The sequence below is a fragment of the Enterococcus sp. 12F9_DIV0723 genome (assembly GCF_002174375.1).
GTDB classification, from domain to species: domain Bacteria; phylum Bacillota; class Bacilli; order Lactobacillales; family Enterococcaceae; genus Enterococcus_A; species Enterococcus_A gilvus.
The window spans coordinates 437675-450326 of record NZ_NIBK01000001.1; the positions used below are offsets into that span (position 1 = coordinate 437675).

The 12652-nt window shown below is 33.8% G+C and carries 13 protein-coding genes, 1 pseudogene and 1 other annotated feature; of the genes and pseudogenes, 12 read left to right on the forward strand and 2 right to left on the reverse strand.

Translation table 11 applies throughout. The annotated features are described in order from the left end of the window. The first annotated feature begins 121 nt into the window (after positions 1-121). Positions 122-369 (forward strand) — a binding site (T-box leader). 85 nt (positions 370-454) lie between these two features. From A5868_RS02320 to A5868_RS02365, 10 genes are all read left to right on the forward strand, one after another. After that, positions 455-1729, forward strand: coding sequence for an O-acetylhomoserine aminocarboxypropyltransferase/cysteine synthase family protein (locus A5868_RS02320; RefSeq protein ID WP_086306086.1), 1275 nt, complete (start codon positions 455-457; stop codon positions 1727-1729). A gap of 50 nt (positions 1730-1779) precedes the next feature. Continuing rightward, positions 1780-2916, forward strand: a complete 1137-nt coding sequence (locus A5868_RS02325) for a 5-methyltetrahydropteroyltriglutamate--homocysteine S-methyltransferase (RefSeq protein WP_086306087.1) — start codon at positions 1780-1782, stop codon at positions 2914-2916. An 8-nt stretch (positions 2917-2924) separates the two neighbouring features. Then, positions 2925-3965, forward strand: a complete 1041-nt coding sequence (locus A5868_RS02330) for a methionine ABC transporter ATP-binding protein (RefSeq protein WP_086306232.1) — start codon at positions 2925-2927, stop codon at positions 3963-3965. After that, positions 3962-4633 (forward strand): methionine ABC transporter permease, encoded by a 672-nt coding sequence (locus A5868_RS02335; RefSeq protein ID WP_086306088.1) that lies wholly within the window; start codon positions 3962-3964, stop codon positions 4631-4633. Before A5868_RS02330 ends, A5868_RS02335 begins: the two co-directional genes overlap by 4 nt. Positions 4634-4654: 21 nt before the next feature. Next, a complete protein-coding gene (locus tag A5868_RS02340; protein ID WP_086306089.1) occupies positions 4655-5506 on the forward strand; it encodes a MetQ/NlpA family ABC transporter substrate-binding protein in 852 nt (283 codons plus the stop codon). A 16-nt stretch (positions 5507-5522) separates the two neighbouring features. Further along, on the forward strand, positions 5523-5996 hold the full coding sequence (locus tag A5868_RS02345; RefSeq protein WP_086306090.1) for an S-ribosylhomocysteine lyase: 474 nt from the start codon (positions 5523-5525) through the stop codon (positions 5994-5996). A gap of 9 nt (positions 5997-6005) precedes the next feature. Next, positions 6006-6776 (forward strand): SDR family NAD(P)-dependent oxidoreductase, encoded by a 771-nt coding sequence (locus A5868_RS02350; protein ID WP_176374141.1) that lies wholly within the window; start codon positions 6006-6008, stop codon positions 6774-6776. 552 nt (positions 6777-7328) lie between these two features. After that, complete coding sequence (locus A5868_RS02355) at positions 7329-7994, forward strand: amino acid ABC transporter permease (protein ID WP_087654071.1); 666 nt, start codon at positions 7329-7331, stop codon at positions 7992-7994. Between the two features lie 11 nt (positions 7995-8005). Beyond that, positions 8006-8737 (forward strand): amino acid ABC transporter ATP-binding protein, encoded by a 732-nt coding sequence (locus A5868_RS02360; protein ID WP_087654072.1) that lies wholly within the window; start codon positions 8006-8008, stop codon positions 8735-8737. Between the two features lie 19 nt (positions 8738-8756). Beyond that, positions 8757-9602: a transporter substrate-binding domain-containing protein gene (locus A5868_RS02365; protein WP_087654073.1), complete on the forward strand. Its 846-nt coding sequence runs from the start codon at positions 8757-8759 to the stop codon at positions 9600-9602. 525 nt (positions 9603-10127) lie between these two features. Here A5868_RS02365 and A5868_RS02370 read toward each other — a convergent pair. Next, on the reverse strand, positions 10128-10919 hold the full coding sequence (locus A5868_RS02370; RefSeq protein WP_087654074.1) for an LssY C-terminal domain-containing protein: 792 nt from the start codon (positions 10917-10919) through the stop codon (positions 10128-10130). 359 nt (positions 10920-11278) lie between these two features. Here A5868_RS02370 and A5868_RS02375 point away from each other — a divergent pair, with 359 nt between their 5' ends. Together A5868_RS02375 and A5868_RS19490 are read left to right on the forward strand one after the other, a co-directional pair. Next, the gene (locus tag A5868_RS02375; RefSeq protein WP_087654075.1) at positions 11279-11959 is read left to right on the forward strand and encodes an IS6 family transposase; all 681 of its coding nucleotides are present in this window, start codon (positions 11279-11281) and stop codon (positions 11957-11959) included. A 4-nt stretch (positions 11960-11963) separates the two neighbouring features. Further along, entirely contained in the window at positions 11964-12242 is a 279-nt protein-coding gene (locus A5868_RS19490) for an IS3 family transposase (protein WP_087654076.1), read from the forward strand. Positions 12243-12281: 39 nt separating this feature from the next. Here A5868_RS19490 and A5868_RS19205 read toward each other — a convergent pair. Beyond that, positions 12282-12652 (reverse strand): annotated as a pseudogene (locus A5868_RS19205) (helix-turn-helix domain-containing protein); the annotation flags it as partial.

A 12652-nucleotide genomic window follows, 5' to 3' on the forward strand; every position in this document is an offset into this window, starting at 1 on the left:
AACTCACGTGTTAAAGAGTTTTTAAAGCAAGTAACTGTCTCTTATACACATCTTAAAGTAAATTTGAAAAAAGTGTTGACAACAATAATAACAAGGTGTTAAGATTTCTATTAAATTATAGTGAAAATCGTAGAAGAGAAAAGTATGAATTGACATCTTTAAACAGAGAGACTTCGTTTGGTGAAAGAAGTTATAGAAGTTAATTCAGAAAATGGCCTCTGAGATAGTTTGCTGAGCTTAATTGCAAAGCGAATTCGGGAACACCCGTTATAGTGTCAGAGTATGCAGTATTAACTAAGTACTTGGTAAGGCAGGTTTTGTGAAATCCCTGTAAATGTAGAGGTGGTAACACGTTCAGTCGTCCTTTAATGCGTAAGCATTAAAGGACTTTTTTTGTTTAAAAAGCTAGTTTAATTTTCACTATTATTTCAAATTTAAAAGGAGGAGAATATTAATGGTAAAAAAACATTTTGAAACAATCCAACTACATGGGGGGCAGATTACAGATATTACATTAGATAGTCGAGCAGTACCTCTCTATCAAACAACGTCATACTTATTTGAGAACGCTGATCAGGCAGCAGATAGATTTAATTTGAATGATACAGGGAATATTTATACAAGGATTACTAATCCTACTACAGCTATTTTAGAGGAGCGTCTTGCATTGTTGGAAGGTGGTATAGGCGCTTTAGCAACATCATCTGGTTCAGCTGCTATCACATACGCAATTCAAAACATTGCAAGTTCAGGGGACCATATTGTTTCAGCTTCTACAATTTATGGAGGAACCTATAATTTGTTAGCCCACACCTTGCCAGAATTTGGAATTAGAACAACATTCGTTGATGCAGAATCATTAGAATCAATCAAAGAAGCGATCAAGGAAAATACAAAAGCAATTTTTATCGAGTCCCTGGGCAATCCAGATATCACAATTGTTGATATTGAACAAATAAGCCAAATCGCCCACAAAGCAGGTATCCCACTAATTGTGGACAACACATTTGCTACCCCCTATTTATTTAAGCCAATAAATTATGGAGCCGATATCGTTGTCTATTCTACTACTAAATATATAGGAGGACACGGTGTCTCGTTAGGTGGAGTAATTATTGATTCTGGAAAATTTAATTGGGCGAATGGTAAATTCCCAAAAATTGTTGATCCTGATCCTAGTTACCATAATCTCTCATGGATAGAAGCTGTTGGAAATTCTGCTTATATTACACGAGCAAGAACGGTATTACTTCGAGATACTGGCGCAGCACCGTCTCCATTTAATTCATGGTTATTATTACTAGGAATAGAGACACTTTCATTGAGAATGGAACGTCATGTAGAAAATGCGCAAAAAATAGCTGAATTTTTAGAAGGTCATCCAAAAGTTTCATGGGTTAGCTACCCAACATTGAAAGGAAATTCTTATAATGATCGTGCAAAAAAATATTTTCCTAAGGGTACTAGCTCAGTATTTTCTTTTGGTTTAAAAGATGGTATAGAAGCAGGAAGATTACTCTGTGGTGCAACAGAAATATTTTCTCTAGTTGCAAACGTCGGAGATGCAAAATCATTAATTATTCACCCTGCATCTACAACCCATTCTCAGTTAAATGAAACAGAATTGTTTGCTGCAGGAATTAAACCCGAAAGTATCCGACTATCCGTAGGGCTTGAACATGCAGAAGACTTGATTTCTGATTTGTCACAGGCTTTAGAAAAAGTATAAAAATGTTACTTGCTCAGTTCACAAAAACTAAAAATTGGAGGAACTTTATAATGACTAAACAAACAACATCGCCATTTCACTATGATATCGTGGGAAGTTTTTTACGCCCAGAAAAATTAAAGACGGCGAGAAAACAATTTGAAGATGGAGAAATATTAAAAGAGGAATTGGACGCTATTGAAGATGAATCTATTATTAATTTGATAAAGAAGCAAGAGGACGCAGGACTAAAAGCTGTTACTGATGGAGAGTTTCGTCGTAGCTGGTGGCATTTAGATTTCTTTTGGGGTTTTCAAGGTATAGAATTTTTTGTTCCAGAACACGGCTATTTTTTTCACGGAGAAGAAACACGCCCGGGAACAGTGATAGTTACTGAGAAAATATCTGGTGGGAACCACCCCTTTATAGATCACTTCAAATTTACGCGAGCCCATACTAGTAAAGGAATAGAAGTAAAACAAACAATTCCCGCACCGGCGCAAATTTTAGTGGAATTATTAAGACCAGATGTTATTGATAAAGTTCGAAAGATCTATCCTACAAACGAGGGCTTGATTAAAGATATCATTAAAGCTTATCGTCAAGTCATTAGCGATTTCTACGATGCAGGAGCTCGTACGATACAGTTAGATGATTGTACTTGGGGTGTTTTAGTTGGGCCTCTACCAAGGGGGTTTATGGACGAACAAAATAAGGATGAAAGAGATGTTCGTAAAGAGTTAGCTCAATTATATTTAAGGATTAATAACGAGGTTTTAGCGGATCAACCGGAAGATTTAATATTAAATACCCATGTATGCCGTGGAAATTATCATTCAACTTGGGCATCTTCCGGTAGTTATGCAGATGTCGCTGATCCTTTATTCACCTCAGAAAATGTAAATGCTTATTACTTAGAATACGATACTGAACGTTCGGGTGGATTTGAACCGTTAGCAGAAGTTAGTGGCGAGAAGAAAATTGTTTTAGGCTTAATAACCTCTAAAAATGGAAAATTAGAGGACCGCCAACAAGTCATTAAACGGATTAATGAAGCCACAAAATATATACCATTAAATCGTTTATACTTGAGTCCTCAGTGCGGATTTGCTTCTACAGAAGAAGGAAATATTTTAACTGAAGAACAACAATGGAAAAAAATCGATCTGATTAAAAGTATAGCAGAAGAAATATGGCCAGAAAAGTAGGGGTATCGATGGAGGACGCAAGACAAACAATAATCAAACTGCAAGACACAGTAGTCACCTTCAAAAGGAAAAATGATTTGATCACTGCTGTGGACCATGTTTCTTTGGAAATTAAGCGCGGAGAGATCTTTGGGATAATTGGTTATTCAGGCGCTGGGAAAAGCACTTTGATACGATTGATCAATCATTTACAGTTACCAACCTCAGGTAAAGTTATCGTGGATGGTGATGTTCTTGAAGATCTAGAACAACGCCAGTTTCAAGCAATGCGAAAAAAGATTGGTATGATTTTTCAACATTTCAATTTAATGAATTCTCGTACAGTTTTAAATAACGTAGAATTTCCTTTACTTGGTGAAAAATTGAGTAAATCTGAGCGGCGAGCGAAGGGAATGGATTTATTGCAATTAGTAGGGTTGACTGAAATGGCGGACGCATTTCCTACACAGCTTTCTGGCGGTCAAAAGCAAAGAGTAGCGATTGCTAGGGCACTAGCGAACAATCCTGATATTTTAGTTAGTGATGAAGCAACTAGCGCATTAGATCCAAAAACAACCTTATCTATCTTAAAATTACTTCAACACTTGAATAGGCAATTAGGAGTAACAATTGTTCTTATAACCCATGAAATCCAAGTAATTCAAACAATCTGTAACAGGGTAGCTGTCATGGAACAAGGGAAAATTATTGAACAAGGAAATGTTACTGAAGTATTTAGGAGACCCAAAAAGCAGTTAACTAGAGAATTTATTGATACTTCAATTAATATCCAAGAAGCATTAAGTCGTATTCAGAAAAATAATGATCGACAAAAGATTTATTTCCTAAAGTTTGTAGGTGAGACGACTAATCAAGCGGTAGTTACTGAAATGGCTCAAAAATTTAATATAAGTGCCAATATTCTCTTTGCTAATGTTGATCAGATTGATAACTTGACCGTAGGTGTCATGATATTAGACTTACATGGCTCAGAAGTTAACGCAGGAATAGATTTTTTAAGGGATCAGAGTGTCGAAGTAGAAGAAGTTGTAAAGAGGGTGGACATATGAAACACCTATTTCCTCATGCAATAACGATGCAAAATGACATTTTACATGCTACTTTGGAAACAATATATATGACAACTATCTCAGCACTGGTTGCTGGTTTAATAGGCCTTGCTATTGGTCTGGTTTTAACTCTGACACAACCTGGGGGGATTGCTGAAGATCGCATTTTTTATAATATACTTGATAAGATAGTTAATCTTTTGCGAAGTATCCCTTTTATTATTTTGCTTGCGATTATATCTCCTCTTACGAGTTTCCTTGTCGGAACAACTGTAGGAACGACAGCAGCACTAGTTCCTTTGGTAGTAGGTATATTTCCATTTTATGCTCGTCAAATTCAAATTACTTTGCAAGAAGTTGGACCTGGAGTAATTGAAGCTGCACAGTCTATGGGCTTGAACAATATAGAAATTGTTTATCGAGTTTTTTTAAGAGAGGGTTTGGCAGACATCATTCGAGTAACTACTTTGACAATTATTAGCTTGATTGGATTGACTACCATGGCCGGTGCAGTGGGGGCAGGTGGATTGGGAAATGTAGCTATTAGTATAGGTTACGCACGATTTCAAAATGATGTCACTTTTGTTTGTATGGTTATTTTGTTAGCTATGGTATTTGCCATTCAATTTATAGGGGACCAGATGGCAAATTACTTTACTAAGTTTTAAAACTAGAGAAGGAGATAGAATATGAAAAAAGTATTAGTTCTTTTGGGAGTATTAGTAGTTATTGTTGCTGCGGGGTTTGGAATACATGCAATGAGCAACTCGAAAAAGGATAACTCCAAAACTATCATTATTGGATCACAGGGTTCGGATTATCAAATTTGGAAATACATTGCTAAAAGTGAGCAGGCGAAAAATGCTAACTTAAATATTCAAGTTAAAGAAATTACAGATGGTGTTCAATTAAATAAGGCGACAGCGGATGGCAGTGTCGATGTCAACGCATTTCAATCCTATGCGTATTATAAGGCTTATAATTCGCAAAATAGTAAACAACAATTGACCTTGTTAGGAACGACTTATTTAGAACCATTAGGGATTTATTCTGAAAAATACAAATCATTGTCAGATCTTCCTAATGGAGCAACGATAGCCATTGCAAATAATCCTGCAAATACAGCACGCGGATTATTACTCTTGCAAACTGCAGGACTGATTAAATTAGGTGATGGGTTTGGTGCTTTAAGTGGAGTAGAAAAAATCGAAAAGAATCCTAAAAACCTCATTTTCAAACAAATTGACGATACTACTGGACCTAGAGTTTTAAAATCTGTAGATGCAGTCTTGATTTCAAATACTGTAGCTCTAGATGGCGACTTAAATGTTCTAAAAGATTCATTATTTCATGAAGAAGTAAATCAAAATACGAAAAATAATATCAACATCTTAACTACTGCTGAAGGAAAAAAAGATGATAATAACTTTAAAAAATTAATAAAGATCTATCATGATCAATCTATTCAGCAATATATAGAAAAAGAATTTGGTGGGACCAAAATTGAAGTTGATAAACCAATAAACTATTTAGAAAACTAAAAGGAGAGTTGCAATTATGGCAGAGGTAGAAAGTTTTACACTTGATCACACAAAGGTGAGAGCACCCTATGTACGTTTAATCACTAAAGAAAATGGGCAGAAAGGTGATATTATAACAAATTTTGATTTACGCTTTGTCCAACCCAATGAAAGTGCAATTCCAACTGCTGGGTTGCATACCATAGAACACCTATTAGCGGACTTATTGCGCGATCGTTTGATCGGGGTAATTGACTGTTCACCATTTGGATGTCGGACAGGTTTTCACTTGATTGTATGGGGGGAACCTACCGCTCATGAAGTTGCTGTGGCTTTAAAGGAGTCTTTATGCGAAATTGCTGAAAAAACTAAATGGGAAGACGTTCAAGGAACTGATATCATAAGTTGCGGAAATTATAGGGACCATTCTCTGTTCTCAGCAAAAGAATGGTCAAAAAAAATAATTTATGAAGGAATTAGTGATGATGCTTTTAAACGTCATTTGGTTTAGGTGATAGAAATGTTTCCAGAATTAAAAGATAAAATCGTATTAGTAATTGGTAGCAATCAAGGAATCGGGAAGGCGATTGTTGAGACTTTTCTAATTAATAAGTCTATAGTAATCGCTGCAGATATATCGTATAAATCTAATGAATTACAAGCTGTGTATGAAAATTATTTCCAGATTCATTTGGATGTCAGTAAAGAATTAGAAGTATCCAATTTAAGCCATTTATTATATAAAAAAAATTGGGTTCCAGATATTCTTGTTGATGTAGCTGGGATTTCGACAATGGATTTTCTTGTGGATAGCCAAACATGTGACTTTGATAAGAACTATCAGATTAATGCTCGCGGGACTTATTTAGCAGCAAAATATTTCACACGGGCAATGATTGCCGGTGGTAAAAAAGGAAGAGTAATAGCGATTGCATCTCAAGCCGGAAAAAACGGATATCGCGGAATGTCGGCATATGTAGCGTCTAAACATGCAGTACTAGGTTTGGTCAGAACATTAGCAATTGAGACAGCAGCTAATAATATTTTAGTAAACGCTGTTTGTCCGGGAATTATTGAAACCGAAATGAAGCAAAGAGAACGAGTTGAGGGTGGTTTATTAAGAGGGATAAGCGCAGAAGATATTCGACAAGAGGATATAAGTCAAGTGCCACTGGGGAGAACAGGAACAACCCAAGACGTTGCGAATGTCGTATTGTTTTTATCAAGCTCTTTATCAAGCTATATGACGGGACAAGCAATTAATGTCACTGGTGGAATGACAATGCATTAAAAAAAATTAGAAAGTAACAAATAAGAATGTTTCATGATTTTTAAGAGAAGGATAAATTCTTCTCTTTTTTTTCCAAAACTTACGGTAATTACATGTGTAAATAAGTATAAATTTAAAATTGAATTTTAAACTACAGCATTACTATCTTCTTAATAAGATTTAAAGGTAGATTGGGATGTAGCAAATATTGGTATATATTTTTATTCGCTAAGAAACATGCAACACTTAAAAAAATATTGTTAAAGAAAATTTTCAAGCTAATAATACTAATTAGAATGCTATTGTAATCGCTTTAGTACAAAGGTATACTTTTATAAGTATTATCTTATTGGTATAGGTAATAGGAGGCGTTAATATGAATATACATCATGTATGATATTGAGTAGAATTTACTCTTAGAGGTACTAGGATAGAAGTTCCATTTTTTATAAATATAATAGTGAAAACGATCACTAACGAAGCTACTAATCTATTTTGAAAATTTCATCTATAAACTACCAATTAGATATACTTAGAGTTAAAACTAAATAAATAAAGATTAAGGTAAAAAATATGCAAAACATTGATTGGTCGTTTTTCCTGAATACAATTCCAATTGCTTTTTCAGGTATTTATGTAACACTTTATGTGTCAATAGTTGCTTTCCTTATGACTATTGCTTTTTCCACTGTCATATCTTTGATTCGTTTTTTTAATATTTTTATATTAAGCAAAATCACAGGTATTCTCATTTCTTTTTTTAGGGCTACTCCTTTTATTGCTCAACTTTTCTTTTTGTATTTTGGTTTGAGACAAATATTTCCAATTTTTCAAGGATTATCTCCAACATGGGTTTTGATAATAGCTTTAACACTAAATACAACGGCTTTTATGGCTGAAAATTTTAGAGCTGCTATTGAAGCAGTGGATATAGGTCAATTTGAGGCTTCATTTTCGATGGGATTGACCTATTTACAAACGATGCGAAGAATAATTTTGCCTCAAGCATTCAAAATAGCTTTACCATCTATTGGTAATAACTTTGTGATGCTTTTTAAAGGAGCTTCTATGGGATTTACCATCGGTGTAATAGATATTTTGTCAAAGGCCAAAGTTGAAGCGTCCTTAACAGGAAATTGGTTCGAGGCATATTTGGTAGCTATGTTGATATACTGGGTAATCATATTAATTTTTGAACAGGCACAAAAATTAATAGAAATTAAGTTATCAAAAAGTTGAGGAGTACAAGTATGATTAAATTGAAAAATCTTAGTAAACATTTTGGAGAAAGAACTATTCTGAATAATTTAAGTATGACTATTGATGAAGGTGAGACAATTTCTATTATAGGTCCTTCTGGTGCAGGGAAATCAACTTTTTTAAGATCCATCAACTTGTTAGAGATGCCCGATAAACTAGAGATGGTCATAGATGGCCTATCTGTATCAGCTCCGGGTATTACTAAAAAGCAAACATTGGAGGTTCGTAGAAAAACTTCGATGGTATTTCAACAATACAACCTATTTAAAAATAAGACAGCTATTGAGAATGTCATGGAGCCTTTAATTACCGTAAAAAAGCTATCAAAAGCAGATGCTTATAATGTTTCTTTAAAGGCCTTAAAAAGTGTAGGGATGCAGGATAAAATAAATTCTTTCCCGAAACAGTTATCTGGGGGACAACAACAAAGAGTTGGGATAGCCCGAGCGGCAGCAATTGAACCTAAAATAATGCTGTTTGATGAACCGACTTCTTCACTTGACCCAGAATCAATTAATGGAATATTAGGTTTAATTAAAGAACAGCGGAACAAAGGTTATACCATGTTGATTGTGACACACGAAATGAATTTTGCAAGACAAGTATCCGATAGAATATTCGTGATGGAAAATGGTTCATTTATTGAATCTGGTAGTCCTAAAAAAATATTTGATGGATCAGAAAACTCACGTGTTAAAGAGTTTTTAAAGCAAGTAAATTAAAGATAATGGGGGAGTTAGAATGAATAAATATAAAAAAATAGTAAGGACAATACTTGTTGCTTTTACGATGGTATTTTTGTTATCAGGCTGCCAAAAGAAAGATTCAAAAGAAGCTGAATTACCTAAGCAAAAAGAGCAAGGGACAATCACTGTTGCTATAAACAATAATGTTCCTCCGTTTTCTTATATGAAAAATGACAAAGTTGTCGGAGCAGAAGTAGACATCTGGAATTATATTGGAAAAAAACTCGACAAGAAGATAGAATTTGATCCTGCAGGATTTGATGTACTTTTTGGTAAAATTGATAATAAAGAAGTAGATTTTTTATCTAGCTACTTAGCTATTAATCCTACAAGAAAGGAAAAGTACAATTTTACTGAGCCTTATGCTCATGGTTTTATGAAATTACTAGTTTTAAATAAGACTAAAGATATTTCTGGACTAGAAGATTGTGGTGGTAAAAAAATTGCAGTTACTGCTACAAGTAATGCGAGAGAGTTTTTAGAAAGGTATATTGAAGAAAAGAAAATTAATATTGAACCCGTTATTTTTGAAGACAAAGATACAGCAGCAGCAGCGTTAAATAATGGTGACGTAGTTGGATTCTTTGAGGGAGCAGGGACTAATATAGCATTGATTCAAAATAAAGTAGTAGATGGAAAATTTGTAGGAAAATCTGAGGACATCACTGATACAGCGTTCTTATATAGAAAAGGCAGTAAAGAGATGGATAAGTTAGGAAAAGAAATCTCTGATATTATTGTTGAAATGAAAAAAAATGGTGAGTTGAGTAAGATCTATGAGAAGTGGGTAGGTGTAGATATCACTAATCCTTCAGCAGATATGAGCTATATTACAAAATAATAAATCACACTACTCAAAAGTATTTCTTATAAATTCATAAAAAGATATGGAACAATTTGGTTGTTTTTTGACATTTATGCTCCGCCTAATAACGTATATTACTATAAGGTGGAGCATCATTATTCATGTTACGAAAAATACTCGTTATAAATTATTTTCAGACTGACAACAAAAAGACAAATGAACTATGGTAATCTTTAGACCTCTCAGAATAAAGTCTAGGAGAGTCCATTGTGAAAAATAATTTTTAAAAATTTAGCAACTTATCGAAATAGCGATATGAGCGTTAACTTATATCTTTAAAAAAATATGGATAAATGAAGAATATCAATTAATCGAGAACTAATTTAAAAATGTACTAAAACAGAAATAAATTTTACAACTAATAGAAAAAAATATTAGACGAGCCAATAAAAGTAGCAAACTTCTAATTTTAAGCACTAGTGGAGATCGACGTGAAACTGTTAATTTTAGTGTAATTTATTTTTTTACTTCGGACAGGAGTTTTTGACCTACTACTTATAGTCATTTTGTTAAATCGATAAACGGTAATGAACCATCTGTATAAATATGATCACCGCCACCGTTTCTTCCATGGTAACTAGAAGTAAAATTCTTTACGGTTTTAACAGTCAATTGTTGGTGATTTTTACTTAAAGTTTGAATGACAAAGTCTCTTTCCTTATCTATGTTCGATGAAATTTTATGAGTTAATTGTCCAGTAAATAAAGAAAGACCAACTTTCTTATCATAAGTGGCAGCTGCCAACCAATCTGTCTGAAATCCACCAGGTAAATACCAGTTCTTTGGTGTTTTCCAAAAACGAATATGGTGCCTTTCACGAGGATTTCCGGAAATTTCTTTCTCAAGAGCGAATGATTGTTTTTGATTAAACAAAAATAGAGAACTTACTGGAGCATTTGGGTAGGATTTCTTCATAATAGAACTAAAAGTAATTCGTATACTTGATTTTAGAGAAATTGGATCTGCTAAAGTCCATCCGACTTCTAGGAATAGTTTCTTAATATCTTCTTCTGAACCAATGAAGGCTAAATTAATTGGATCTCCCAGCAATCCATCTGTGGTGCGTGCACGTCCAATAAAATAATTAGGTAAGTATTGTTTTGATACAAATTTATTGAAAATTGGTAAAATGATATATGAACTAAAAAGCCAGAAAATGATGTATGCTATGATATGATAGCCTTTAGTTAAAATATCAGTTAGTAAGGTTTGATAGATTAGTAAGCCTAAAATGCTAATAAATATAAAACGAATAATACGAAAAATAAAATTTAACATTTTTTGTCTAAGCATAATAATCATCCTTTCTGGAACAATTAAGAGATACAGAATGCCCTCAACACTCTTTGATTACTGCTTCTATCATATCACATCTTTGCCTTTTTCTTAGTCTTATCAACCATGATAGGTTGAGTTGGAAAGGGATATCGTTCTACATTTAGCAATATTAATTTGGATCAAATGAAGGGTGAAAGCTTTACGCAAGATGGCATATCTTATCAACAAATTGCTCCCACCGAATTAAAACGAGTTTAATACAAATTAAATGCTCAATTGAAATAGATATTACAAAATACGGTTCTGTTGCAAAGTTTCTCAATTATCGTAATGTAAGGTAGAATTATAAAAAACAGACGATTGGGAGCTCTCAGATGACTCATTTTAAAGGAAAACAATTCAAAAAAGATATTATTATTATAGCCGTTGGCTACTATTTGAGATATAACTTGAGCTATAGAGATATTTCTGAAATTATGAGCGATCGTGGAATCAATGTTTGTCACACTACCATTTATCGATGGGTACAAGAGTATAGTCCGATCATTTATTGTTTATGGAAGAAAAGAAATCGTTCAGCAGGTGATTCTTGGCGAGTGGATGAAACTTATATTAAAGTAAAAGGAAAGTGGCATTATTTGTATCGCACAATCGACTCTGACGGACTTACCTTAGACATCTGGCTACGGAAGAAACGAGATACACAAGCAGCTTATGCTTTTTTGAAGCGATTAAGAAGGCAGTTTGGAGAACCAAAGGTTCTTGTCACAGACAAAGCGCCTTCACTCTGCAGTGCCTTTAAGAAATTGCAACAAGGTGGCCTGTACATCAGAACAGAGCATCGAACCGTGAAATATCTCAATAATTTGATTGAACAAGATCATCGACCAATCAAACGTCGGAGTAAATTTTATCAAAGTCTTCGCACCGCTTCAGCTACAATTAAAGGGATGGAAACCCTGCGAGGAATATACAAGAAAACCCGAAAATATGGAACGCTCTTCGGGTTTTCAGTCTGCACTGAAATAAACGTTTTATTGGGAATTCCTGCTTGATCGTATGCTGAGACAAGAAGTTGTTTTTTCAGGATTGAACTTTGCAACAGAACCAGATTTTTCTACTACTAGGTTGAATCAGAAATGGGGAGCTGATATCTCATCCATCCATACATTATTGAAGAAAGAACATGTGTACCAACGACCAACATATCAAACTTTTGAAGAAGAAAGGCGACAAATTTTCAGTTACGTTCAAGGATTTTATAACAACCACAGAATTCACAGTGCCTTAGCATATCTGTCTCCGGTTGAATTTGAGAAAAAGATACTGGCTGCTTAACATAAAAAATCTCTCGTAAAAGTGTCTCAGCTATTGACTCTAATCCAAACTTTGTTTAAGAACTTTCTCTATTTTTTTACCAATCATCAAATAATCATTTGACTTCAATGAATAATCTACAATACAAATATTGTTTTCCTGAAACGAATTTTTTTCCATAAGATCTGTGACGATTAAGCTACTTTTCTTTGATTTAATTTTAGTTTCTACTATGTTTAAATTATAAATCCCTTCGAAATGCCTTACAATTTTTTTCTTAAAAAGTTCTTTTATGAAAAAAGGCATATCACAATCTATCCCCAATGTTATTTGTGGCTGATAGGTTGCACATCGTTCAAAGAATAAAAAAATTAAAAGATATCTTCGTATCAATAGATCATTCATATAAAAAATATTACTACTTATAAACC

Bases quoted from the DNA above. Each gene is read 5' to 3' on its own strand.
- A5868_RS02355 (WP_087654071.1), top strand. From the start codon at position 7,329: ATGCAAAACATTGATTGGTCGTTTTTCCTGAATACAATTCCAATTGCT.
- A5868_RS02330 (WP_086306232.1), top strand. From the start codon at position 2,925: ATGGAGGACGCAAGACAAACAATAATCAAACTGCAAGACACAGTAGTC.
- A5868_RS02370 (WP_087654074.1), bottom strand. From the start codon at position 10,919: ATGCTTAGACAAAAAATGTTAAATTTTATTTTTCGTATTATTCGTTTT.
- A5868_RS02325 (WP_086306087.1), top strand. From the start codon at position 1,780: ATGACTAAACAAACAACATCGCCATTTCACTATGATATCGTGGGAAGT.
- A5868_RS02335 (WP_086306088.1), top strand. From the start codon at position 3,962: ATGAAACACCTATTTCCTCATGCAATAACGATGCAAAATGACATTTTA.
- A5868_RS02375 (WP_087654075.1), top strand. From the start codon at position 11,279: ATGACTCATTTTAAAGGAAAACAATTCAAAAAAGATATTATTATTATA.
- A5868_RS02320 (WP_086306086.1), top strand. From the start codon at position 455: ATGGTAAAAAAACATTTTGAAACAATCCAACTACATGGGGGGCAGATT.
- A5868_RS02365 (WP_087654073.1), top strand. From the start codon at position 8,757: ATGAATAAATATAAAAAAATAGTAAGGACAATACTTGTTGCTTTTACG.
- A5868_RS02360 (WP_087654072.1), top strand. From the start codon at position 8,006: ATGATTAAATTGAAAAATCTTAGTAAACATTTTGGAGAAAGAACTATT.
- A5868_RS19490 (WP_087654076.1), top strand. From the start codon at position 11,964: ATGCTGAGACAAGAAGTTGTTTTTTCAGGATTGAACTTTGCAACAGAA.
- A5868_RS02340 (WP_086306089.1), top strand. From the start codon at position 4,655: ATGAAAAAAGTATTAGTTCTTTTGGGAGTATTAGTAGTTATTGTTGCT.
- A5868_RS02350 (WP_176374141.1), top strand. From the start codon at position 6,006: ATGTTTCCAGAATTAAAAGATAAAATCGTATTAGTAATTGGTAGCAAT.
- A5868_RS02345 (WP_086306090.1), top strand. From the start codon at position 5,523: ATGGCAGAGGTAGAAAGTTTTACACTTGATCACACAAAGGTGAGAGCA.